Here is a 24,371-nt window from a genome sequence, read left to right as displayed (position 1 = left end):
GGGGGGGCGGTGGTTAAAGCTTGACTCACAAAAACCGGAACTCGTAGGCCACCGCCTCGCCGCCCGGGTCCTTGAGTTCCAGCCTGAGTTCCGCGCTTTGACCCGGCGGGATGGGGAAGCCGGGGCCGGACAGGTAATCCAGGGGCTGGAAGCGGCGGGCGGCCAGGGGTCGGCCCATCACGTCCATGAAGGTGAGTTCCACGATGGGGTGGGGCTGGGCGAATCCGGCCTGATTCTCGATGAGAGCCGTCACCATGAGGGCGTCGGGCTGGTCCGGGTGACTGGCGACCTGGCGCTGGGAGATGCGCAGGGCGGCCAAGTCGCGGCGTTCCGGTAGCTGGCAGTCCAGCGGGGTGCAGGCGGCGCGCACCCAGGGCTCCAGAGGTTCAATGGCCAGGAGTTGATAACGCTCCTGATAGGCCACCTGGCCGCCCAGCAGCAGGATCAGGGCCAGGCAGGCGTTGCCCCAGGCCAGGGTGCGGGCGGTGCTGCGTGGCCGGGCGCCCGAGCGTTCCAGATCCTCGCGCAGTGCATGAGGAATGCCAGGGTCTGCAGTCGAACCCGGCTCATCGGATACGGGTGGAAAGACGTCTTCGAAAGGGCTACTGGTCTGGCCTAGCGGCACCGCCGGCCGGGATTGGCCGGGGCGGTGGGTGTCGTCGTAGCGTTGTACGCCGAAGGCGCCGGGGTTGAGGGCGCGACGCCGGGGGCGGGGTGGGTCTTCCGGCGTGTTGGTGTCGTCGGTCATTGGTCCGGGTCGCCTTGTTCGCGGCCAGGGCCGCTCCCACAGGGGGTTCCTGCTATTGTCGGCGGGTGCCTTCCAGGAGGGTCCAGCCTTCCTGCTGGTCGGCGATGCGCATCTCGAACCAGCGTTCATAGCATGACATCAGGTCATTGGCCTGGCGGTCCAGCAGGCCGGCCAGGATGATCCGGCCACCGGGGCGAGTGCGTCCGGCCAAGGCCGGGGCCAGTGCCATCAGCGGGCTGGCCAGGATGTTGGCCAGGGTCAGATCAAAGCACGCATCCTCCGGGAGGACGTCCGGCAGGCCGGTGATCAGTTGCTCATCGGGGATGTCATTGCGCTGGGCATTCTCCCGGGTGGCGGTCATGGCCTGGGGGTCGATGTCCACGGCCCAGGTACTTTGGGCCCCCAGTTTCAGGGCGCCGATGGCCAGGATGCCGGAACCACAACCATAGTCCAGGACCTCCTGTGCCTGCGGTGGATGGGCGTCCAGCCAGCGCAGGCACATGGCCGTGGTGGGGTGGGTGCCGGTACCGAAGGCCAGGCCCGGGTCCAGGCGGATGTTCACGGCGTCGGCATCCGGGGTCTCGTGCCAGGTGGGTACGATCCACAGGCGCTGGCCAAAGCGGATGGGATGAAAGTCATCCATGCAGGCCCGCACCCAGTCACGGTCCGGCAGCACCTCATGGTGGATGCGCGAGGCGTCCATGGCCAGTTCCACCGCCAGGATGTGGGTGAGTTCATCCAGGTCGATGTCGGGCTGGAACAGCCCGGTCACCAGCAGGTCTGGCCACAGGGGCTCCTCGCCGGGCAGCGGCTCCAGCAGCGGTACGTCACCGGCATCGCGCAGCATCACGGAGACCGCCCCATGACCCAGCAGGGCATCCTCGACGGCTTCAGTCTGTTCCGCCTTGGCGGGGAGGGTGATCTGAATCATGGGGTGTTCTCGCGTACTGCGTGCATGGCGCTCAAAGCTTGAGCTTCTTCTCGAGATAATGGATGTCGGTGCCGCCATTCTGGAAGGACACATCGGCCAGCAGATCCCGGTGCAAGGGGATGTTGGTCTTGATGCCTTCCACCACGATCTCCGACAGGGCGCCACGCATGCGGGCGATGGCGATGTCCCGGGTGGCTCCGAAGCTCACCAGCTTGCCGATCATGGAGTCGTAATAGGGCGGCACCTTGTAGCCATTATAGATATGGGTGTCCACACGGATACCGGGACCGCCGGGCGCATGGTACTGGCTGATGGTGCCCGGTGAGGGCATGAAGTTGGCTGGATCCTCCGCGTTGATGCGGCATTCGATGGAATGGCCGCGCAATACCACTTCCTCTTGAGTGATGCTCAAGGGGTGTCCCGCTGCCACCATGATCTGCTCACGGACGATATCCAGGCCGGTGACCATCTCCGTGACCGGGTGCTCCACCTGTACACGGGTGTTCATCTCGATGAAGAAGAACTCGCCGTCCTCGTAGAGAAACTCGAAGGTACCGGCGCCCCGGTAGCCGATGGTGCGGCAGGCCTCGGCACAGCGATCGCCGATGCGCTTGCGCTGTTCATCCGTGATGCCGGGGGCGGGGGCTTCCTCGATCACCTTCTGGTGGCGGCGCTGCATGGAGCAGTCCCGCTCGCCCAGGCTGATGGCGTTGCCATGCTCGTCGGCGATCACCTGGAATTCCACATGGCGGGGCTTTTCCAGGTATTTCTCCATGTAGACCACGGGGTTGTTGAAGGCCGAGGCGGCCTCGCTGCGGGTCAGGGAGATGGCGTTGATCAGTGCGCCGTCGGAATGCACCACGCGCATGCCGCGCCCGCCACCGCCACCGGCCGCCTTGATGATCACCGGGTAGCCGATCTTGCGGGCCAGTTCCAGATTGGCTTCAGGGTCGTCGCCCAGGGCTCCGCCGGAGCCCGGCACGCAGGGCACGCCGGCTTTTTGCATGGCGTCCTTGGCGGAGACCTTGTCACCCATCAGGCGGATGGTGTCGGCTCGAGGGCCGATGAAGACAAAGCCGCTGGACTCCACCCGCTCGGCAAAATCCGCATTCTCCGAGAGGAAGCCGTAGCCCGGGTGGATGGCCTCGGCGTCGGTGACCTCGGCGGCGCTGATGATGGCGGGCACGTTCAGGTAACTGTCGGTGGAGCGGGCCGGGCCGATGCAGACGGACTCGTCCGCCAGGCGCACGTGCTTGAGGTCGCGGTCGGCATCGGAGTGCACTGCCACGGTCTTGATGCCCATCTCCCGGCAGGCCCGTAGAATGCGCAGGGCGATCTCGCCCCGGTTGGCAATCAGTATCTTGTCAAACATGGGTGGCTGCCCCTCAGTCGATGATGAACATGGGCTCGCCGTATTCCACCGGCTGGCCGTTTTCCACCAGCACGGCCTTGATCACGCCGGCCTTGTCCGCCTCGATCTGGTTGAGCATCTTCATGGCCTCGATGATGCAGAGGGTATCCCCTTCCTCCACCGACTGGCCCACCTCGACAAAGGATTTGGCGCCTGGTGTGGGCGCCCGGTAGAAGGTGCCCACCATGGGGGCGATCACCTGATGCCCGGTGGGCAGGCTGGTGCTGCTGTTGCTCTCGGTGGGAGCGGCTGCCGGGGTGGGTGGGGCCGCGGGTGCCGCCGGTTGCGGGGTGCCGCCGGGCACCATGAAGTTCTGCGGCATCATGAAGGCCTGACCGGTGTTCTGGGCCGCCCGGGTGATGCGCACGGATTCCTCTCCCTCCTGGATCTCGATCTCGTTAATGCCGGATTCTTCCAGTAGTTCGATGAGTTTCTTGATCTTTCTGATATCCATGGTGCTCAGCTTCGGGTTGTCTGTTGGATGGCCGCCTCCAGCGCCAGCGCGTATCCCTGTGGCCCCAGACCGATGATCACACCGGCTGCCACGTCCGCAAGATAGGAGTGGTGGCGAAAGGCCTCGCGGGCGAAGGTGTTGGACAGATGCACTTCGATGAAAGGGATGGCAACGCCCAGCAGGGCGTCGCGCAAGGCGATGCTGGTGTGCGTGAAGGCCCCGGGGTTGATCAGGATGCAGTCCACACCCTGAGTGCGCGCCTCATGAATGCGATCAATGAGGGCATGCTCGGCGTTGGACTGGAAGGCCTCCAGGGCATGACCCGCGTGGTGTGCCTGTTGCTGCAGGGACTGGACGATGTCATCCAGCGTTTGCGCGCCATAAATGCCCGGCTCGCGAGTGCCCAGGAGGTTCAGGTTGGGACCGTTCAGCAGCAGGAACTTGGCCATGTGGATTCACGCACGCTTGAAAGTGGGAAATACCCGACCTTTGCGGGATGAAACCGCAGCGATGCGCAGAGAAAGGACACCCCCCAAAGGTGCCCAGGATTGTGCCTCAAGGGCAGGGGGCTGTCCAGCCGCTAAATAAGGGAACAATGATTTTGCCCGGAGTTTGGGGCAAGTTCCGCGGAATTTGTGACGAGATTGGGGTGGGGCACGAGCCCCTCTCCCGCTCGCGGGAGAGGGGTTGGGGTGAGGGCAGTCACCTCACGGGGCTCACAACAGGGGCTTCATCTCCCGCTCCAGCGTGCCCCGCTTCAGCTCGCCCGCATGGATGTACCGCACCTTGCCGTCCCGATCCAGCAGCACGCTGTAGGGCAGGCTGCCATAGCGGTTGCCATAGGCACTGGCCACATCCATGGCAGCGTCCTCACCGATGAGGACGGGGAAGTTGATGCCGTAGGTGTCGATGAAGTCACTCACTGCCTGGTGTTCATCCAGGGCCACGCCGACGATGGTCAGGCCCTGTTCCTCGTATTCTTCCTGGATTTCCACGAACAGGGGCATCTCCTTGCGGCACGGCGGGCACCAGGTGGCCCAGAAGTTCACCAGCACCACACGGTCGTCCCACTCGCTGATATGACGGGATTCGCCGTCCATGTCGGGCAGTTTGAAATCCGGCCGCTGCTGGCCCTGCATGCCGCCACCGGTGAGGCCGCTGTCGGCCTGCGCGGCGGCCGGGGCCAGGGAGGTCGCGGTGAGGGTCATGCCCCCGGCGATCAGGGCGAGGGAGAGGAGGGGGGTGAGAAGGTGTCTTGGGGTCATGATAGCCAGGATCCGTTGTGATGTGCGATGTCAATGAAGTCTGTGAGTGGAAATGAGCCCCCTCTACCGTTTGCGGGAGGGGCGTTGGGGTGTGGATGGACTTTGCATGCTGCCCTCCGTTTCCCCTCATCCCCGGCCCTTCTCCCCGGCGGGGAGAAGGGAGCCTTTTCCGTGGGGCAGGGGTCCATATTGCCCCTCTCCCGCTGGCGGGAGAGGGGTTGGGGTGAGAGTGCGCTGTTGCCAGCGTCACCCCCGTTCAAATGCCAGGTTCACATGCTCCAGGAACGGCTCGGCTGCCTTGTATCCCATCATCCGGTAAGCCCGCCGTTCCTCCCCCTCGGCATTGAAAAAGATCATGGCCGGTGGCCCGAACAGCTCGAAGTGCCGCATCAACTCCCGGTGTTCGGGGGTGTTGCCGGTCACGTCCGCCTTGAGCAGACGGGCGCCGGAGAGGGCGGCCACCACGTCCGCGTCCTGGAAAGTGGTGCGTTCCATGCGAACGCAGTCCACACACCAGTCGGCGTAGAAGTCCAGGACCACCGGCTGGCCCGACTCGCGGGCTGCCTCCAGTTCACGCTCCAGATCCGACAGGCTCTCCACCGGGCGGAACGAGAGGCTGGCCTGCTCGCTGGCGGCGCTACCGCCGCTCAGGGCCAGCCCGCTCAGGGGGCGGAGCACATCCTTGCCCCCGGAGGCAGCGCCGATCATCAGGATCACGCCGTAGACCAGGATCACCAGGCCCAGGCCCTTCCACAGGGCTCGCCAGCCCCTGGCGGCGTCTGGCAGGGAGGTCAGCGCGCCCATGTACACGGCGGAGACGATCAACAGGGCCGACCACAGCAGCATGGTCACCTGTGCGGGCATCACCCGCTCCAGCAGCCAGATGCCCATGCCCAGCAGCAGCACACCGAACACCGCCTTGACGGTATCCATCCAGGCGCCGGCGCGGGGCAGAAGCTTCCCGGCTGAGGTGCCCAGGATCAGCAGCGGCAGCCCCATGCCCATGCTCAGGCTGAACAGCGCCAGCCCCCCCAGAAACGCATCACCGGTCTGGCTGATGTACAGCAGCGCCCCCACCAGCGGGGCGGTGACACAGGGGCCGACGATCAGGGCAGAGAGAAACCCCATGATGCCCGCGCCGACCAACGTGCCTCCCTGTTGCTGGTTGGAGACGGCGGAGAGCCGGGTCTGGATGGACGCGGGCATCTGCAGTTCGAAAAAGCCGAACATGGACAGGGCCAGGGCGATGAAGATGGCCACGAAGCCGCCGATGATCCAGGGGTTCTGGAAGGCCGCTTGCAGGTTGGCCCCGGCCAGGCCGGCTATCACGCCCGCCACGGTATAGGTGAGGGCCATGGCCAGCACGAACACCAGGGAGATGAGGAAGGCCTTGCGGGTGGTGAGATCCTTCTGTCCCAGGATGATGTTGGACAGGATGGGGATCATGGGAAACACGCAAGGCGTGAAGGTGAGCAGCAGGCCAAAACCAAAGAAGGCCAGGGCCACCAGCCAGACGCGACCATCCGCCAGTTGACCTGCCACACGATCCTGTTCCGAGATCGGGCCGGCGGGTGGGGCGTCAGTGGTGGTGGCGTCGTCTTCCACGGCGCCGCGGAGGTCGTTCAGATCCAGTGAGGCGGTCTGAAACTGCGGCGGGTAGCACACGCCGATATCGGCGCAACCCTGGGACCGGGCCTGCAGGTCCAGAGTGTCCGGGGCGTCATCGGTGCGGGTGAGGGGGATTTGTACGCGGATACGATCCCGGTAGGTCTCCACCTGCCCGAAGAACTCGTCCTCTTTGGTGGTGCCCGCCGGACGCCGGGGGTCGCCCAGTTCGATGCCGTCGGTCTGCGATTCGAAACGGAACTGCTCGCCGTAAAGGTAATAGCCGTCGGCGATCACCCATTCCGCCACCACCGTGTCTGCGTCGGCCATGTAGGCATCGAAGGCAAAGGCCTGTTCCGGTGGCAGCAGTTCATCTTCCATTCCCATCTGTGCCAGTGCCGATCCCGACGGCACCAGCAGGAGAAGAAGGAGGGGAAGCAGAAGCCGTTTCAGCAGCGACAAATCAATCATGGGTCCGTGGTGTCCTCTATCCAGTCCAGGTAGCCTTCAAGTCCGTGGGTGATTGGAACCGCAATGATCTCCGGAAGTTCATAGGGGTGCTCGTCCAGCAGGGCCTCTTCCAGTGCCTCGTAGCACTCCGCCCGGGATTTGATCAGTAGCACATGTTCCGAGTCTTCCTGGATCTCGCCCTCCCATTCATAGATGGAAGTGGAGGCGGGCAACACGGTGACACAGGCCGCCAGGCGCTTTTCCACCAGGAGTCCGCCGATCTCCCGGGCGCGGGCCTCATCGTCCAGTGTGGTGATGATCAACAGGGGTTCTTGCATGGTCGCTCCAGGGGGTGCAACTGAGGATGAGGCTCGAGTGTAAGTGCTGCCTCAGGGTAGTACCACCCACGCCGACATCCCTGCGCGCAGCCGATGCCCCTCGGGTGGATCAAAGGCCACCCACACCTGGAAGGTGTCCGGGGTATCCTCACGGGACTCCAGTGACACCCGCCTGACCCGTCCCTGAAATTCCTGGTCTCCTACCCGCACGTGTGCCTCGGTGCCCGGTTCCAGTTCGGTGGCACCCTGGCTTGAGACCTCCAGTGTCGCCAGCATGGGGTGGGCCACGGCCAGGGTCACCAGGGGCTGTACCTGCAAGGTGTTTTGTATCACCTGGCCTGGATGCACATGCCGGGCTACCACCAGGGCCTCCATGGGCGCTTTCACCTGACTGTATTCCAGGTTCAGGCGCGCCTGGGTGAGTTCCGCCAAGGCGCCTTGGTGAGCGGCCCGGGCCATGGACTGATCGATCTCTGCGAGGGCCAGCTCCCGGCTGGAAATCAGGGCCTGGTCATACATCTCCCGGGTACGTTCATATTCCCGTTCGGCCTCCTCGCGGGCCAGTTTGAGGCGCTGTGCCTGGGCTTGGGCGCGCTCCAGCTCGGCCCGGGAGGCGCGGCCATCCAGGGTCACCAGCAGATCTCCCGCAGCGACGCGATCCCCGGACTGAACCTTCACCGCCGTCACGGTCCCCGAGACCGGACTGCCCAGTTCCATCCGCGTCGACCAGTCCAGTCGGGCCGGTGTCTCGTTAGAGAGGCCTTCCTCGGCCAGGGTGGTCAGGGGGGCGAGCAGCAGGGTGATCAGGAAAAAAGGGAAGAAAGGGAAAAAAGGGGGCAAAAAAGGGGACAGACCCCTTTTCTGTGCGCGCCGCTGGCGCGCGGAAAAGGGGTCTGTCCCCTTTTTTGCCCCCTTTCTCATGTTTGTTATCCCCATCGTCGCGATCCCTTGGTTGGTCATTCGTGGTCGATGCCCGTGAGCGCTGGCAGGGAGGATTCCAGCGGGCTGAAGCCGGGTTGCCCGGTGAGCAGGGCCAGGCGTTCCCAGGCCAGAGCCAGCAGGAATTCGATCTCGGCGGTGAGCAGCAGGGCCTCGGACTGTCGGGTCATGGCATCACCCAGGTCGGTGGCCACTTCCATCTCGTACAGGCTGCGACTGCGGTCCAGATACAAATCCCGATAATCAGCATGGACCTGGGCCTGCTCGCGTCGGGTGGTCAGGTGTTGGATACGCTGCCAGGTCTCCAGTACGTCCTGACGCAGGGCGTATTCCGCCTCGGCCAGGTCGCCCCGGGCCTCCAGACGCTGAGCCTGTTCCCGGGCCGTGGCGGCATCCACGCGTCCGCCGGAATACAGGGGGATGTCCAGCACCAGCCCCAGGGCCAGCGGATTGCGATCCCCACCGAATTCCCGGCTCCACCAGCCGGCTTCTGCCTCTGCATGCAGGAGGGGGCGGCCCTCGGCCCGCTGGGCGGCGACGCGTTGGCCGGCGGCCTCCACCTCCAGGCGCAAGGCGCGCAGTTGCGGGTTGTGGTGCCCGGCGATGTTCCACAACGCTTCCAGATCCGGTAGGTCCCGGTCATTGCCTGGCAGATCAGGCTGGCGCAGGCGATCCGGTATGTCATCGGGATACCCCAGGATCAGGGCCAACTGCTGGCGCGCGGCCCGGGTGCGTTGCAGGCTGGCATGGCGTTGTATTCGTGCGGCCTGGTAGCGATTCTCCCGGGCCATCAGATCGATGTCGGAGATCTGTTCCAGGGCGTGGCGCTCGCGCAACCGGTTGAGTTCCACGAATTCCACCGCCATGGCCTCGTTGTCCCGGGCGTAGGTGAGATCCGCCAGCAATACCTGGAAATACCCTCGCATGATCTCCAGGCGCCGCTGGGCGCGGGTGTCGGTCAGCGTCAGCGTCTCGCCCCTCAGGGTGGTTTCGGCGGCGGCCTGCTGATGACGGGTGCGGCCAAAGTCATACAGCGTCTTGCGGGCCTGGAGCAGGGCGCGGGAGTCGTCGTGGCGATCAATGGGTGCCCGGTCGTTGGGTTCGATCCAGCGGGGGGTGAGTTGCAGCCCGATCTCCAGGTCGTCGCGGCTCCCGGCCAGGGCTCTATCCGCCTCGGCCGACCGTTGACGGGCCTGCCCCTGGATCAGACGGGGATGGGTCGGGCTGGCCTGCTCCAGGGCATCCACAAGGGTGAGGGGGCGGGGCAGTTCATTGGCCTGTATGGGGGGCTGCACGGGCAGCATCAGCGCGAGGCACACCAGCGGGCCCAGGGCCCGGATCATGCGTTGAGGTTGCATGGGGCCGATCCGGTCGCGGTTCAGCCGCCCCGGGCCTCCTGCTGGCGCTCACGCCGGTAACGGCTGAAAGGCTGGTCCTCATAGTGACCACCCTCCACGTATTCACCCAGCCAGAGGAACTCCTCCACACTGGAGGTGGGGCCGGTCAGCCGGGCGATGGGTTCGCCGTCCAGGTTGAAGAACTGGAATACCGGCGTGGCCCGCACGCCGTGTTCCTCAAAGGCCCAGGCCTGTTCGGTGGTGGATTCACCCTGGAAGTCGGTGATCTGAATGGCGCCTTCCACGTCCACGGAAAAGTTGGCGAAGTGGGCGTTGTAGTACTCCTGCACCTGGCGCTGATTGAGCACGTTGTCCTTCATGCGGTGGCAGAAGGGGCAGGCATCCATCTCGAAGAAGATGAGGATGCCCTTCTTGCCTTCATCCCGAGCCAGTTCCAGTTCCTCCTGGAAATCGCCGAAGGTGGTGCGGAAGAAGTGCGCGTAGGGGTCGCGCTCCTCGGCCCCGACCTGGCCTGCCAGGGGCAGGATGAGAGCCAGGTTCAGCAGCAGGCTGATGAGCAGGGGCAGGCTGGGGCGGTCCGTTCTGGGGTGGCGGGTGCGCATGGCATATCTCCTGCGGTTCGATCCGTGAATGTCAATTTAATATATCCGCGGGAGATATGGAAAGAAGTTTTTGTTGGGGTGGGCGGTCGTCGGACTTGTGCCCGCCGCATCCCCCTCATCCCCGGCCCTTCTCCCCCGAGGGGAGAAGGGAGTCATGGTTTCCATGCTCTCCAAGGGAAGAGAGTCCTGGACCCTAAGCCCACCAGGGGAGGAAGAGGCATGGATCCTGTGCCCCGCAGGGAAAGGTGATTGAAGCCCCTCTCCCGCTGGCGGGAGAGGGGTTGGGGTGAGGGTGAGGGTGGAGGCTTACCGATCCCGATCCTTCTCCGGCGGTTCCACCTCCGGCCTGTTCTCCTCCTCTCGCTCCCATTCCCCATCGATGGTCTGCCCGCCCCCCGGGCGGCGCGGGTCGCCAGCTGGCCCGGCCCCGGGGTGCGGCCCCTGGCCCCGGTACTCGGTGTACACATTCCGGGCATGGGTATGGGCCATGAACACGCCGCGACTGATCAGGTACTTGGCCATCACACGGCGGCTGCCCGGGAGCAGGCAGGCAAAGCCCACCACGTCAGTGACGAACCCTGGGGTGAGCAGCAGGGCGCCGCCGACGATGAGGAAGAAGCCTTCCACCAGTTCGGTGGCCGGCAGTTGTCCGCGATCCATGCTTTGCTGCACCCGCGTGAGCGTGGCCAGGCCCTGGCGGCGCAGCAGGGCGGCGCCGACCACTGCGGTGAGCACCACCAAGCCCACCGTGGCCCAGACGCCGATGATCCCGCCCACCTGAATCAGGACGTAGATTTCCACCAGCGGGACGGTGAAAAAGAGGATGAGAAGGATCGGAAAGACAGGCATGGCGAGGGGTTTCCGTTGGATTTGGGTTGTTTATAACAGCGCCACGATGGGCGCGTAAACCGCGACCCCTGGGCTTCCGGTCAAAGGGGACGGATTGAAATCCGTCCCCTTTGAGATTTTGTCGATTGTTCCCCCCTTGACATCCCGAAGTGCGTTACTATCATTGGCACTCACCGAGGGGGAGTGCTAACAAGCCCCCGGGACAGACACGAAAAACCCGTCCAATCGATTTATTTGAGGAGTTAAGGCCCATGAATATCCGTCCGTTGCACGACCGGGTGATCATCAAGCGCATGGAAGAAGAGCGCACCAGCCCCGGTGGGATCGTGATCCCCGACAGTGCTGCCGAGAAGCCGATCCGCGGCGAAGTGGTGGCTGTTGGCCATGGCAAGATCCTCGAGAACGGCGACGTCCGTGCCCTGGATCTGAAGGTGGGTGACAAGGTCATCTTCGGCAAGTACTCCGGCACCGAGGTCAAGGTGGACGGTCAGGATCTCCTCGTCATGCGCGAGGAAGACGTGATGGCCGTGGTGGAAGGCTGATCAGCCCCTCCCCAACCCCGAACAGAAACATTTGAAGAGGATCCAGCAAGTATGAGCGCAAAAGAAGTCCGTTTTGGTGATGACGCCCGCACCCGCATGGTCAGGGGCGTTAACGTCCTGGCCAACGCCGTCAAGGTGACCCTGGGCCCCAAGGGCCGTAACGTGGTCCTGGAGAAATCCTTCGGTGCCCCCACCGTGACCAAGGACGGCGTGTCCGTGGCCAAGGAAATCGAACTGGAAGACAAGTTCGAGAACATGGGCGCGCAGATGGTGAAGGAAGTCTCCTCGCAGACCTCCGACGTGGCCGGCGACGGCACCACCACCGCCACCGTGCTGGCCCAGGCCATCGTCCGTGAAGGCATGAAGGCCGTGACCGCCGGCATGAACCCCATGGACCTCAAGCGCGGTATCGACAAGGCCGTGATCGCCGCCGTGGCGGAGCTGGCCAAGCTGTCCAAGCCCTGCACCGACAACCGTGCCATTGCCCAGGTGGGCACCATCTCTGCCAACTCCGATGAGTCCGTGGGCGAGATCATCGCCGAGGCTATGGAGAAGGTGGGCAAGGAAGGCGTCATCACCGTGGAAGAAGGCTCCTCCCTGGAAAACCACCTGGACGTGGTGGAAGGCATGCAGTTCGACCGCGGCTACCTGTCCCCCTACTTCGTCAACAACCAGCAGAACATGTCCGCAGAGCTGGATGACTGCTTCGTGCTGCTGTGCGACAAGAAGATCTCCAACATCCGCGAACTGCTGCCCCTGCTGGAAGGCGTGGCCAAGTCCGGCAAGCCCCTGCTGATCATCGCCGAGGACATCGAAGGTGAGGCCCTGGCCACGTTGGTGGTGAACTCCATCCGCGGCATCGTCAAGGTCGCCGCTGTGAAGGCACCGGGCTTCGGTGATCGTCGCAAGGCCATGCTGCAGGACATCGCCGTGCTCACCGGCGGTCAGGTCATCTCCGAGGAGGTGGGTCTGTCCCTGGAGAAGGCCACTGTGGATGACCTGGGTCAGGCCAAGCGCATTGTGGTCACCAAGGAAAACACCACCATCATCGACGGTGCCGGTCGCGAGGCAGAAATCAAGGCTCGCGTGGACCAGATCCGTGCCCAGATCGAAGAAGCCACCTCCGATTACGACAAGGAGAAGTTGCAGGAACGCGTCGCCAAGCTGGCGGGTGGTGTGGCCGTGATCAAGGTGGGTGCCGCCACCGAAGTGGAAATGAAGGAGAAGAAGGCCCGCGTGGAAGACGCACTGCACGCCACCCGTGCCGCGGTGGAAGAAGGCGTGGTACCTGGCGGCGGTGTCGCTCTGGTGCGTGCCCTGGAAGGCATGAAGGACCTCAAGGGTGCCAACCACGATCAGGATATGGGCATTACCCTGGCCAAACTGGCCATGGAAGAACCCCTGCGCCAGATCGTCTACAACTGCGGTGAGGAGCCGGCAGTGGTCATGAACAAGGTGCGTGAGCTCAAGGGCAACCAGGGCTACAACGCCACCACCGGCGAGTTCGGCGACATGATCGAGATGGGGATCCTGGATCCCACCAAGGTGACCCGCACTGCGCTGCAGAATGCTGGTTCCGTGGCCGGTCTGATCATCACCACCGAGGCCATGGTGGCCGAACTGCCCAAGAAGGACGAGCCTGCCATGGGCGGCGGCGACATGGGTGGCATGGGCGGTATGGGTGGCATGGGCATGATGTAATCGCCCGCGTCATCAAAGCGTGAATCTGCCCTTGGCAGTCTGCAAAGCCCCGCCTTGTGCGGGGCTTTGTTGTTGTGTGACCCGGGCCACTACGCATCCGGGCCTGATATCTTGTATCGTGTAATAGACGCGAAACGAAAGAAGGAGAAAAGAATATGCAAAAAATGACTTTGACCTGTGGCGTTGGGCTGGCCACCGTGCTGATGCTCACGGGCATTTCAACCGTGTCGGCCTCCACCGGTTACACCGTGGATCCGCGGGGCACCGTGGTGCGCGACGGCTCCGGTGGTTGCGTGCAGACGCCACGCTGGGAAAAGGATCTGGCCATCGAGGGTTGCCCCGGCTACGAGGCTCCTGAGCCGGCACCGCGTGCCGAGCCGAAACCTGCACCGGCCCCCGAGCCGGAACCGGAGCCGCGTTATGAAACCATCACCCTGGGCTCCGAAGTGCTGTTCGCCACCGGCAAGCACGCACTGAGCCCCGCTGCCACCGCCGAGCTGGACGCCGTGGCCCGTCGCATCATGGATGCGGGTTCGGAGCTGGAGCGGGTGATGATCTCCGGCCATACCGACAGCACCGGCCCCCGTTCCCTGAATGAGCGTCTGTCCCAGGATCGTGCTGATGCCGTCAAGGACTACCTGGTCGACCAGGGTGTGCCGGCTGATAAAATGCAGACCGTGGGCTATGGGCCGGATCGTCCGCAGGCCTATAACGACACGGCAGAAGGCCGCATGGCCAACCGTCGTGTCGAGATCCGCATCGAGAAGACCGAGCGGGTGAACTAAACTCCGTCGGCCCTCACCCCAGCCTCTCTGCCGCCAGCGGGAGAGAGGCCATACAGCCCTCCCCTCAGGGGAGGGCTGGGGATGAGGGGGATTTACCCCAGCTGCCGATCCGTCATAACCTGAGTGCTCCACTCAGTCATCGGTCGGCCCATGTCCCATTCGTCCTCCTCTTCGAATACCTCCCAGCTGACACTCTCCGTCGGCGGTATGGGCTGCGCATCCTGCGTGGGTCGCGTGGAAGATGCCCTGCGCGCAGTGCCTGGCGTGGATCGGGTCAGCGTCAACCTGGCTACTGAAAAGGCCACCCTCGAAAGCGACAATGACCTGCCCAACCCCGACGCCCTGCGCCAGGCGGTGAAGGACGCCGGCTATCAGGTGGAAACCGACACGCTGGTGCTGGATGTGCAGGGCATGAACTGTGGTTCCTGCGCCAGTCGCGTGCAGCAGGTGCTGGATCAGTCACCGGGTGTGGTGGAGGCCGCGGTGAACCTGGCCAATGCTCAGGCCCGGGTGACGGTGCTGACGGGCTCGGTGACCGCCTCGGAACTGGCCGGCCACGTGACCGAGGCAGGTTACCCCAGTCAACCCCTGGAAGCCGGTCCCGACCGAGAGGATCGCGAACGCGCCAAGCGCGCGGCCGAGCTCACCGGCTTGCGCCGCGCCGTGATCCTGGCCGCCACCCTGGCATTGCCTGTGGTGGTGCTGGATATGGGGGGGCATTTCATTCCTGCCTTTGGCGATGCCTTGCACGGTGCCCTGGGCACCCAGACGGTGTATCTGCTGTTTTTCGTGCTGGCCACCGTCGCGCAGTTCGGCCCTGGGCTGCGTTTTTATCGCAAGGGGTGGCCAGCCTTGTTGCGTGGCGTCCCGGACATGAACTCCCTGGTGATGCTGGGCACCTCGGCAGCCTATGGGTATTCGGTGGTGGCCACCTTCCTGCCCGGGGTGCTACCGGCAGAGTCGGTCCACGTGTATTACGAGGCCTCCATGGTCATCATCACCCTGGTACTGGTAGGCCGTTTCCTGGAGGCCCGGGCCAAGGGCGCCACCTCCGAGGCCATCCGCAAACTCATGGGGCTCAAGCCCCGCGGCGCCCGGGTGTGGCGAGATGGGGCCTGGCAGGACGTGGACGTGGATCAGGTGCAGGTGGACGAACGAATCCAGGTTCGGCCGGGAGAGCGCATACCAGTGGATGGTGAGGTGGTGGAAGGGCAGTCCTGGGTGGATGAGTCCATGATCACCGGTGAGCCCATTCCGGTGGACAAACAGGCAGGGGGGCAGGTGGTCGGGGGCACCATCAACGGACAGGGAGCCCTGACCGTTCAGGCCACGCGAGTGGGTGCCGACACCGTGCTGGCGCAGATCATCCGGATGGTGGAGTCGGCTCAGGCGTCACGATTGCCGATCCAGAATCTGGTGGATCAGGTCACCCGCTATTTTGTGCCCGTGGTCATCGGCGTGGCCTTGCTGACTTTCGCGGTATGGATGATCTTCGGACCCGCCCCGGCACTCACCCTGGCCCTGGTCAATGCCGTGGCCGTGCTGATCATTGCCTGCCCCTGCGCCATGGGGTTGGCCACGCCCACCTCCATCATGGTGGGCACCGGCAAGGGTGCGGAGATGGGGGTGCTGTTTCGCGGGGGGGATGCCCTGCAGGCCCTCAGGGACGTGGATGTGGTGGCTATGGACAAGACCGGCACCCTCACCCAGGGGCGCCCGGAACTCACCGATGTGGTTGTCCAGGGGGCGTTGTCCCGGGATCGGGTGTTGGCCCTGGCCGGGGCCCTGGAGTCCCGCTCCGAGCATCCGGTGGCCCAGGCCATTGTGCGGGCCGCCCAGGCACCCGATGCGAATGCAGGGGCGCTGGAGGTGCAGGGTTTTGAGGCACTCCCCGGTAAGGGGGTGAGTGGCACGGTGGAGGGTTGTGCGGTGCGCATCGGCTCCTGGCGTTATCTGGACGAATCCGGGGTGGATGCCGAGTCGGCCCGTGAGGCCGCCGAGTCCCTGGCGGAACAGGGTCGCACGCCACTGCTGATGGCCGTGGACGGACAGTTGACGGCCCTGCTGGGCGTGGCCGATCCGCCCAAGGCATCCGCCCGGCAAACGGTGCAGCGTTTGCACGATCTGGGCCTGAAGGTGGTGATGATCACCGGCGACAACCGCCGCACCGCCGAGGCGGTGGCCCGGGATCTGGGGATTGACCAGGTGTTGGCGGAGGTGCTGCCCGAGGGCAAGGCCGATGAGGTGGCTCGTCTGCGGGGCGACGGCAGTACCCGGGTGGCCTTTGTGGGGGATGGCATCAACGACGCCCCGGCCCTGGCAGGGGCGGATGTGGGCATCGCCATCGGCTCTGGCACGGATGTGGCCATGGAGTCGGCGGATGTGGTGCTCATGTCGGATGATCTGGGCAACGTGGTCAATGCCATCGCCTTGTCCCGGGCCACACTGCGCAACATCAAGCAGAATCTTTTCTGGGCCTTCGCCTACAACGTCACCCTGCTGCCGGTGGCCGCCGGGGTGCTGTATCCCCCGTTCGGACTGTTGCTCTCGCCGGTATTTGCCGCCGCCGCCATGTCCCTGTCTTCGGTGTCGGTGCTCAGCAATGCCCTGCGGCTCAAGCGGTTCCACCCAGAAAAAATGTCATCGGCGGCTTGACATGAAAATGAGAACGAGTATTATTTAATTCGTGTGTCGCTTTTCTCTTCTCTTCTCGCATGCTTAGGGGCCCGTTCGGGCCCCTTTTTTTGTGTGCGACTTGCTGAGCTTGAGACCGACCTTGATGATGCGGTTGCCCGAGACTTCCCGCACGACCAGTTCCACACCCGTCAGTTGCAATCGGTCACCCACCACCGGCTGGGTGTTCAGGGAACGGCGCAGGAACTCGTCTAGGGTGAGTCCGCGTGCCTCCTCGGGCACGGTGATCCCGTAGGCCAGGGACAGGTCATCCAGTATCGCCACCCCATTGAGTACGAACTCCCCGAAGAACTGGCGCTCCGACAGGCGTTCGGGGGCCTCGCTGGCCACGAACAGACGGTCCAGGGCCTTCAGATCCTGGGGGGCGGCCATGAGATAGAGGTAGTCCCCCGCGCGCAGATCCAGCATGTTCAGGGCATCCAGCAATACCTTGTCGCGCAGGTGAGCCACGACACGCACGCTGCGGGGCAGGGTGAAACTGGTCCACTTCTCGCGCACCACCGGGGTGGTTTCCACCAGCCGATACCCCACCAATTCCAGTTCCTGCTGCCCGGGGATATCCAGTTCCACCCGCTGCACCAGATGGCTGGTGGGAGGCACTTCCAGCTTGAACAGGCGTGCGAAGGAGGACACGGTCCAGCCCTGAACCAGCAGCGAGATCAGCACCACGAAGAAGACGATGTTGAACAGCATCTCCGCTTCGTCGATCCCGGCCAGGAAGGGAAACAGGGCCAGGATGATGGGTACGGCACCTCGCAACCCCACCCAGCCCACGAAGACCTGTTCGCGCCAGGGGAAGCGGAATGGCAGCAGGCACAGCCAGACGGCGATGGGACGGGCCACCAGGATCAGCACGGCGGCGATGAGCAGGGCATCCACGGCCACCGGCACCAACTCGGATGGCGTGACCAGTACCCCCAGCATCAGGAACATGCCGATCTGAGCGAGCTGGGCGATGCCGTCATGAAAACGGTTGATGTACTGGGAGGCCTGTAGTGGTCGGTTGCCCAGCAGCAGGCCGGCCAGGTAGATGGCCAGAAAGCCACTGCCATCCATGATCGCGGCCACACCAAAGATGCTCAGCCCCCCGGCCATGGCAGCCAGCGGATACAGGCCCTGGGGGATATCCAGGCGGTTGATGAGCCAGGTCAGGCCCAGTCCGCCGGCCAGTCCCACCACGGCCCCCAGCCCGATCTGGCGGATAAACTCCCAGAGCACCGTCAGGCCCATGTTGCTGTGACCGCCCACGATGAGTTCAATGAAGGCGATGGTCAGAAAGATGGCCATGGGATCGTTGCTGCCGGATTCGATCTCCAGTGTGGCGCCGACGCGCTGCTTGAGCTCCAGCCCCCGAGAGTGGAGCAGGGAGAACACTGCGGCCGCGTCGGTGGAGCCGACAATGGCCCCCAGCAGCAGGCCCACCATCCAGTTCACTTCCAGCCACCAGGCCGCGAAGGCCCCGGTGAGGCCGGCGGTGATCATCACGCCGATGGTGGCCAGCCCCAGGGCCGGCTTGAGCCCCACCCGGAAGCTGGAGATGGGCGTGCGCATGCCTCCATCGAAGAGGATGATGGCCAGGGCCAGGCTGCCGAACAGATGCGCGATCTGCACATCCTTGAACTCGATGCCCCCGGGGCCTTCCTCCCCCATCAGCATGCCGATGAGCAGGAACACCAGCAGCAGGGGCACGCCCAGCCGCCGCGTGATCACGCCGGCCAGCACGCTGGCGAGCAGCACCAGGCTGCCCATGAGAATGATCTGATTGGTGAGATCCATCGTCAAATTCTATCAGTCGGATGTTTCATTACCTAACCTGATAAGGTCTGGCGCTCATGTATCACGGTGGTGAGTCACCCCGATGATGAAAGACACGCTCCAGGCCCCTTTCCCTTTTGGGGAGAGGGGTGTCTGTAGTTGAACTGTGGTTCTGTCACGTTAACGTGAAAGAACCAAGGTTCGGCTACAAACACTCCCTTCTCCCCCTCGGGGGGGAGAAGGGCCGGGGATGAGGGGGGGGTGAAGCATGCACTGTGCCAGCCCTCGCCCCTCACCCCATCCCCTCTCCCCGCAGGGGAGAGGGGCTTGAAGCGTATCTTTCATCGTCGGGGGTGGCTCACCACCTTGATGCATGAGAGTTAACCCAGCAGACTCTTCAGGTTGCTCAGGTGGGCCTTGCCGGTCAGCTTGACCTCCTCCGGGTCCTGAGGCTTGGCATCCGGCCATTCCAGAAATTCTTCCGGCAATTCCTGCAGGAAGCGACTGGGCTCACAGTCCACGATCTCCCCGTAACGGGTGCGTCGGCAGGCATAGGTGAGGGTGAGGCCCTTCTGGGCTCGGGTGATCCCCACATAGGCCAGGCGGCGTTCCTCCTCCAGCGTATCTTCCTCCAGGCTCACCCGGTGGGGCAGCAATTCCTCTTCCATGCCCACCAGGAACACGAAGGGGAACTCCAGGCCCTTGGCTGCGTGCAGGGTCATCAGGTGTACCCCGTCCGCCTCGGCCTCGCCCCCAGCCCGGTCCAGGATATCCATTAGCGTCATATGTGCCACGATCTCGCCAATGTTCTTGCCCCCGGTGGCCCCTTCCCTGGAGAGACGCCCCATCCAGTCCAGCACCTCGTTCACATTCTCCATGCGCCGGCTGGCCGCCTTGGGGTTGGCGCTCTGTTCCAGCAGCCAGTCCTCGTAGCGCATGTCCTCCACCAGGGCTCGGGCCACCTGGGCCGGGTCCTCCTGCCCGGCCTTCAGGCTGTGCTCCCGCAGCCAGTCGGCAAAGCCTTGCACGCGGCCCACGGCACGACTCGACAGGACCTCTGTCAGCCCCATCTCCTGGCTGGCGGTGAACAGGCTCACATGGCGTGACGAGGCGTATGCTCCCAGCTTCTCCAGGGTGCCCGCACCGATCTCCCGGCGGGGGACGTTGACGATGCGCAGGAAGGCGCTGTCATCCTCCGGGTTGGATAGCAGGCGCAGATAGGCCAGTACATCCTTCACCTCGGCTCGCTCGAAAAAGGACTGCCCACCACTGACCTTGTAGGGGAGGCTGTTTTCCCGCAACAGCTTCTCGAACACCCGCGCCTGATGGTTGCCCCGGTAGAGGATGGCGTAGTCCTTGTAGTCGGTGCGGTGCTTGAAACGGTGCTTCATGATTTCCGACACCACCCGCGTGGCCTCGTGCTCACCGTCCTTGCAGGGCAGGATGCGAATCGCTTCCCCCTTGCCCAGGCCACTCCAGAGACGCTTTTCAAACACGTGAGGGTTGTTGGCAATCAGCCGGTTGGCGGTCTGCAGGATCACGTTGGTGGAGCGGTAGTTCTGCTCCAGCTTGATGATTTTCAGGCGCGGGAAGTCCTCCTGCAGGGTGACCAGGTTCTCCGGGCGGGCACCGCGCCAGGCGTAGATGGACTGGTCATCATCACCCACCGCCGTGAGACCCCCCTCCACGTCCACCAGCAGTTTCACCAGGCGGTACTGGCAGGCATTGGTGTCCTGGTACTCATCCACCAGCAGATGCCGCAGGCGATGACGCCAGCGCTCGCGCACCCCGGGGTTTTCCTCCATCAGGCGCACCGGCAGGATGATCAGGTCATCGAAATCCACGGCGTTGTAGGCCTTCAGGGCCCGCTGATAGGCGGCATACAGGCGGGCCTGGCCGGCCTCCACCTCGTCGGCCGCGTGGGACAGGGCCGCGTCGGCGCTGATCAGGTCGTTTTTCCAGCGGCTGATCCGATGCCGTGCGGCTTCCACCTCCACCCCTTCGTCATCGCGATGGGTCAGTTGCTTGAGCAGGGACAGGGCATCGGCGGCGTCGAAGATGGTGAAGCCAGGCCGGTAGCCCAGTTGCCGGATCTCGCGGCGGATGAAGTCCAGCCCCAGGGTGTGGAAGGTGGAGACCGTCAGCCCCCGGCTTTCCTCTCGGGAGAGCAGCTTGCCGGCCCGCTCCTTCATCTCCCGGGCGGCCTTGTTGGTGAAGGTGATGGCGGCGATATGCCGCGGCGCCATGCCCTTGTCCCGGATGAGGTGGGCGATCTTCTGGGTGATCACGCGGGTCTTGCCGCTGCCGGCACCGGCCAGCACCAGCAGGGGACCGTCCACATACTCGACGGCGGCGCGTTGTTGCGGGTTGAGTGTATCCATGGGCCGCCGGGGGCGAAGGGCAGGGGGCGTCGTATTGTACCTGCGAGGCCGGTCGGCTGACAGGCGTGGGTTGTCGTCGTTGCGCCGGTGCCCGCCGTCTCCCCCTCATCCCCGGCCCTTCTCCCCCGAGGGGAGAAGGGAGCAATAGAGCCTCTCTCCCCCGAGGGGAGAAGGGAGCAATAGAGCCTCTCTCCCCCGAGGGGAGAAGGGAGCAATAGAGCCCCTCTCCCCCGAGGGGGGAAGGGAGCAATAGAGCCCCTCTCCCCGAGGGGGAAGGGAGCAATAGAGCCCCTCTCCCCGAGGGAGAAGGGAGCAATAGAGCCCCTCTCCCCGGCGGGGAGAGGGGTTGGGGTGAGGGGGCGGTATCATCGATGATCCATGAATCCGATGATGTCCAAGGATCACTGCATGCACATCACCCCCCAGGGCTGGCTCCACCCCGCCACCCACATCCCCTCTCCCAACCACGACCCACGCCCGCCGGGCATGGCCCCCGAACTGATCGTGATCCATGCCATCAGCCTGCCCCCCGGGCAGTTCGGCGGGCCGTGGATCGACCGCTTGTTCACCAACGCCCTGGACCCCGCTGACCATCCCTATTTTGAACAGATCCACACCCTCAGGGTGTCGGCCCATTTGCTGGTGCGTCGGGAGGGTGCGCTGGTCCAGTATGTGCCTTTTCATGAGCGGGCCTGGCATGCCGGGGTTTCCCGGTTTGCAGGGCGCGAACGTTGTAACGATTTTTCCATCGGTATCGAACTGGAGGGCGCGGATGATGCCCCCTTTGCTGCGGTGCAGTATGAGCGCGCATCCGAGGTGATTGAGGTGCTGGGAAAACACTATGAGGGCTTGCAAGGCGCCCCCATTGTCGGGCACTCGGATATTGCCCCGGGGCGCAAGACGGACCCCGGGCCCTGCTTTGACTGGCAATGGTTTGAGGCGTGCCTGGGCAGGCCCTGCCACAAGGCGTAAATCCAGGTTGCTTTCTTGAGTTTGTGGTGTTTCCCGAAACCAGATCAAGTGATCGGGATTTAGTAAACCCTCGGGGGGGATTTTGCTATTGTTGGACCTTGCATGCGGAAATTCGAACAACGAAACTTTGTTCACTCTCTTAACCTTGGAAATCCACCATGTCTCTGATCACCATTCTCATCGCTGTCGTTGTGGAACGTCTGACCCATGCCATTGAGAACCTGCGGAGCTTCACGTGGTTGCCCCGCTTCACCGGCATGATTCGGGCACGCGCAGAGGGCTTTGGCCTGGGAGGTACGGCCGCCCTCGTGGTGACCCTGGCCGTGCCGCTGGTCATCGTGGCCGTGATCTTCCAACTGTTGGGCGGGCTGTTGGCCGGTCTTGTCGGGCTGTTGCTGGGTTTGATCGTGCTGCTGTTCTGCCTGGGGCCCCGGGATCTGAACCGGCAGGTGGATGCCTACCTGGAGGCGGGGGCCATGAAGGATGAGGACCGTGAACTGAAGCACGCCCGGGAATTGCTGGGTGAGGATAACGTGCCCGACGATGCCGCCGAGCGTTCCAGCGCTGTGCTGCAAAAGGCCCTGTCCGAGAGCAATCCCCGACTGTTCGCCGTGCTGTTCTGGTTCGTGATTCTCGGCCCGCTGGGTGCCGTGCTCTATCGGCTCTCCCACCTGCTGCAGACCCCCATGGCTCAGGAAGGTGATGAGAAGCCGCAGGCCGAGTCGGCCGAGGACGGCTTCCGGCAGGCGGCGGTGCGTCTGGTGGCCCTGCTGGACTGGATCCCGGCCCGTCTGGTGGCCCTGGGGTATGCCCTCACCGGCACCTTTGACCGGGCCTTTCCGGTGCTGCGCAGCAACTTCACCGGTCCGCTGGCCGGCATGGCCGAACAGAACGAACGCCTGCTGCGCGAGGCTGGCTGCGAAGCGGTGCAGTTGGACGACGTGAACATGAAGGATCCGCTGGAAGCCCGTTCTGCCGTGGAGAGCGCCTCCAACCTGGTGTTCCGTACCCTGATTGCCTTCGTGGCGGTGCTGGCCCTGCTGACCATCGTTGGCCTGGCCTGATCAGGTGTTGAATGATCTGTATTGATCTGCTGCGTCATGGTGAGCCGACCGGCGGCCTGCGGTATCGGGGCAGCGGGGTGGACGATCCCCTCACACAAGAGGGCTGGCGGCAGATGTGGGAAGCGGTGGGTGGCCAGGTGACCCCGGGTGGCCCCTGGGATCGTCTGGTCAGCTCGCCCATGGCCCGCTGCCAGGATTTTGCCGAACAATTGTCGCAGCGTCTGAGCCTGCCCCTGGCCATCGAGCCCGCGATCCGCGAGGTGGGGTTCGGGGCCTGGGAGGGGCGCAGTCACGATGACCTCAAGCTCAACAGCCTTGTTGAATACCTGGCCTTTTTTCAGGATCCCGTGAAATCCCGGCCCAAAGGGGCGGAACCCCTGGGCGACTTCCGGGGGCGCGTGTCTGATGCCCTGGCGCGGGTGGAAACCCGTTACCGTGGTCAGCACGTGCTCCTGGTGACCCATGCGGGCGTGATCCGTGCCGGCATCTGCGCGGCCCTGGATGTGCCCCTGGAGGCCATGTATCGCATCAAGGTGCCCTATGCGGGACTCACCCGCCTGCGCCGCGACGAGCGGGGGTTGATGCTGGAATTCGTGAACCGCACCCGGGTGTCGTGAAAGGCCGGGTAGCCCCAGCCGTGTTAACCTTGAAGGCCTTAAAAACTTTCAGGGGATCTTCATGAATCCATTCCTCAAGACTGCCATTGATGCCGCGCTCAAGGCCCAGGGCGTGATCCAGCGCCATTATCGTCAGGGCGTGGAGGTGGAGCTCAAACCGGACCAGACGCCCGTGACCATTGCCGATCTGGACTCGGAGAAGGCCATCAAATCCGTGATTTTCGGGGCCTTCCCCGACCATGGCACCTATGGCGAGGAGACCGGCCAGGAGCGCATGGACTCGGAATACCTCTGGTTGATCGATCCCATCGATGGCACCAAGAGTTTCGTGCGTCGTTACCCCTTCTTTTCCACCCAGATTGCCCTGCGCCATGGTGAGGATCTGGTGGTGGGGGTGTCGAATGCCCCGGAATTCGAGGAAATGGCCTATGCCGCCAAGGGAGAGGGGGCCTTCCTGGGGGAGCAGGCCATCCGGGTGAGCGATGTCACCACCCTGGAAGACGCCACCCTGTCCCTGGGTAACATCAAGACCCTGGCGGGTGGGCCGGGCTGGCAGGGTCTGTCGGAGATCGTGCAGCGGGTGAACCGCACCCGGGGTTACGGGGATTTCTATCACTACCACCTGCTGGCCTCGGGCCGCATCGACCTGGTGGTGGAGTCGGATGTCAATATCCTGGACATCGCCGCCCTGGCGGTGGTGGTGCGCGAGGCGGGCGGGGTCTTCACCGATCTCCAGGGTCAGCCCCTCACCCTGGAAACCACCAGCGCGCTGGCCGCGGCCACGCCGGAACTCCATGCCACCGCCCTCAAGATGCTGAACAGGTAGTCTGGGGGCATTGGATGCGCCAGCAGGGTCGTTCGCGAACGACCCGTACAGGTCATGGCACCCATCGATTCAAGTGAGGGGCGC

Annotated in this window: 22 protein-coding genes; 8 read left to right on the top strand and 14 right to left on the bottom strand. The window is 64.2% G+C overall.

The genetic code is table 11. The features are described 5' to 3' along the window. Positions 1-25: 25 nt before the first annotated feature. From BMY52_RS04765 to BMY52_RS04710, 12 genes are all read right to left on the bottom strand, one after another. Positions 26-748 (bottom strand): DUF3426 domain-containing protein, encoded by a 723-nt coding sequence (locus BMY52_RS04765; protein ID WP_177169850.1) that lies wholly within the window; start codon positions 746-748, stop codon positions 26-28. A 52-nt stretch (positions 749-800) separates the two neighbouring features. Beyond that, the gene (prmA, locus tag BMY52_RS04760) at positions 801-1,679 is read right to left on the bottom strand and encodes a 50S ribosomal protein L11 methyltransferase (RefSeq protein ID WP_090251564.1); all 879 of its coding nucleotides are present in this window, start codon (positions 1,677-1,679) and stop codon (positions 801-803) included. A 31-nt stretch (positions 1,680-1,710) separates the two neighbouring features. Beyond that, on the bottom strand, positions 1,711-3,051 hold the full coding sequence (accC, locus tag BMY52_RS04755; RefSeq protein ID WP_090251562.1) for an acetyl-CoA carboxylase biotin carboxylase subunit: 1,341 nt from the start codon (positions 3,049-3,051) through the stop codon (positions 1,711-1,713). A gap of 13 nt (positions 3,052-3,064) precedes the next feature. Next, entirely contained in the window at positions 3,065-3,544 is a 480-nt protein-coding gene (accB, locus tag BMY52_RS04750) for an acetyl-CoA carboxylase biotin carboxyl carrier protein (RefSeq protein WP_090251560.1), read from the bottom strand. Between the two features lie 5 nt (positions 3,545-3,549). Beyond that, positions 3,550-3,993 (bottom strand): type II 3-dehydroquinate dehydratase, encoded by a 444-nt coding sequence (gene aroQ, locus BMY52_RS04745; protein WP_090251557.1) that lies wholly within the window; start codon positions 3,991-3,993, stop codon positions 3,550-3,552. A gap of 267 nt (positions 3,994-4,260) precedes the next feature. Then, positions 4,261-4,809, bottom strand: a complete 549-nt coding sequence (locus tag BMY52_RS04740) for a TlpA family protein disulfide reductase (protein WP_090251555.1) — start codon at positions 4,807-4,809, stop codon at positions 4,261-4,263. A 246-nt stretch (positions 4,810-5,055) separates the two neighbouring features. Then, the gene (locus tag BMY52_RS04735) at positions 5,056-6,885 is read right to left on the bottom strand and encodes a protein-disulfide reductase DsbD (protein WP_090251552.1); all 1,830 of its coding nucleotides are present in this window, start codon (positions 6,883-6,885) and stop codon (positions 5,056-5,058) included. After that, positions 6,882-7,202 (bottom strand): divalent-cation tolerance protein CutA, encoded by a 321-nt coding sequence (gene cutA / locus BMY52_RS04730; protein ID WP_090251549.1) that lies wholly within the window; start codon positions 7,200-7,202, stop codon positions 6,882-6,884. The genes BMY52_RS04735 and cutA overlap by 4 nt, the downstream gene beginning before the upstream one ends. Positions 7,203-7,253: 51 nt before the next feature. Further along, positions 7,254-8,042 (bottom strand): efflux RND transporter periplasmic adaptor subunit, encoded by a 789-nt coding sequence (locus tag BMY52_RS04725; protein ID WP_177169849.1) that lies wholly within the window; start codon positions 8,040-8,042, stop codon positions 7,254-7,256. A gap of 116 nt (positions 8,043-8,158) precedes the next feature. Continuing rightward, entirely contained in the window at positions 8,159-9,499 is a 1,341-nt protein-coding gene (locus tag BMY52_RS04720) for a TolC family protein (RefSeq protein ID WP_245740589.1), read from the bottom strand. Between the two features lie 20 nt (positions 9,500-9,519). Then, positions 9,520-10,101 carry a thioredoxin family protein gene (locus BMY52_RS04715; RefSeq protein WP_090251544.1) on the bottom strand — a complete coding sequence of 194 codons (582 nt, stop codon included), beginning with the start codon at positions 10,099-10,101 and terminating at the stop codon, positions 9,520-9,522. A gap of 306 nt (positions 10,102-10,407) precedes the next feature. Beyond that, positions 10,408-10,950 carry an FxsA family protein gene (locus BMY52_RS04710; protein WP_090251542.1) on the bottom strand — a complete coding sequence of 181 codons (543 nt, stop codon included), beginning with the start codon at positions 10,948-10,950 and terminating at the stop codon, positions 10,408-10,410. Positions 10,951-11,201: 251 nt separating this feature from the next. On the opposite strand from BMY52_RS04710, the gene groES reads away from it, so the two are divergent. From groES to BMY52_RS04690, 4 genes are all read left to right on the top strand, one after another. Continuing rightward, the gene (gene groES, locus BMY52_RS04705; RefSeq protein ID WP_090251539.1) at positions 11,202-11,492 is read left to right on the top strand and encodes a co-chaperone GroES; all 291 of its coding nucleotides are present in this window, start codon (positions 11,202-11,204) and stop codon (positions 11,490-11,492) included. A 51-nt stretch (positions 11,493-11,543) separates the two neighbouring features. Continuing rightward, positions 11,544-13,193: a chaperonin GroEL gene (gene groL, locus BMY52_RS04700; RefSeq protein WP_090251537.1), complete on the top strand. Its 1,650-nt coding sequence runs from the start codon at positions 11,544-11,546 to the stop codon at positions 13,191-13,193. A 155-nt stretch (positions 13,194-13,348) separates the two neighbouring features. Then, a complete protein-coding gene (locus tag BMY52_RS04695; RefSeq protein WP_090251534.1) occupies positions 13,349-13,978 on the top strand; it encodes an OmpA family protein in 630 nt (209 codons plus the stop codon). Between the two features lie 150 nt (positions 13,979-14,128). After that, complete coding sequence (locus tag BMY52_RS04690; protein ID WP_090251531.1) at positions 14,129-16,633, top strand: heavy metal translocating P-type ATPase; 2,505 nt, start codon at positions 14,129-14,131, stop codon at positions 16,631-16,633. A 63-nt stretch (positions 16,634-16,696) separates the two neighbouring features. Here BMY52_RS04690 and BMY52_RS04685 read toward each other — a convergent pair whose 3' ends face one another. Together BMY52_RS04685 and rep are read right to left on the bottom strand one after the other, a co-directional pair. Then, positions 16,697-18,448, bottom strand: a complete 1,752-nt coding sequence (locus tag BMY52_RS04685) for a potassium/proton antiporter (protein WP_090251529.1) — start codon at positions 18,446-18,448, stop codon at positions 16,697-16,699. Positions 18,449-18,807: 359 nt separating this feature from the next. Beyond that, positions 18,808-20,808: a DNA helicase Rep gene (gene rep / locus BMY52_RS04680; protein ID WP_090251526.1), complete on the bottom strand. Its 2,001-nt coding sequence runs from the start codon at positions 20,806-20,808 to the stop codon at positions 18,808-18,810. A gap of 408 nt (positions 20,809-21,216) precedes the next feature. On the opposite strand from rep, the gene ampD reads away from it, so the two are divergent. From ampD to BMY52_RS04660, 4 genes are all read left to right on the top strand, one after another. Further along, positions 21,217-21,780, top strand: a complete 564-nt coding sequence (gene ampD / locus BMY52_RS04675) for a 1,6-anhydro-N-acetylmuramyl-L-alanine amidase AmpD (RefSeq protein WP_090251628.1) — start codon at positions 21,217-21,219, stop codon at positions 21,778-21,780. Positions 21,781-21,938: 158 nt separating this feature from the next. Further along, positions 21,939-22,844 carry a regulatory signaling modulator protein AmpE gene (gene ampE, locus BMY52_RS04670; protein WP_090251524.1) on the top strand — a complete coding sequence of 302 codons (906 nt, stop codon included), beginning with the start codon at positions 21,939-21,941 and terminating at the stop codon, positions 22,842-22,844. Positions 22,845-22,855: 11 nt separating this feature from the next. Next, a complete protein-coding gene (locus BMY52_RS04665) occupies positions 22,856-23,461 on the top strand; it encodes a histidine phosphatase family protein (protein WP_177169848.1) in 606 nt (201 codons plus the stop codon). A 55-nt stretch (positions 23,462-23,516) separates the two neighbouring features. Further along, on the top strand, positions 23,517-24,287 hold the full coding sequence (locus BMY52_RS04660; RefSeq protein ID WP_090251521.1) for an inositol monophosphatase family protein: 771 nt from the start codon (positions 23,517-23,519) through the stop codon (positions 24,285-24,287). Positions 24,288-24,371: the final 84 nt, after the last annotated feature.

Source organism: Ectothiorhodospira marina (assembly GCF_900109495.1).
In the GTDB taxonomy this organism is placed as follows: Bacteria; Pseudomonadota; Gammaproteobacteria; order Ectothiorhodospirales; family Ectothiorhodospiraceae; genus Ectothiorhodospira; species Ectothiorhodospira marina.
This window is presented reverse-complemented; position numbering and strand designations above follow the sequence as displayed.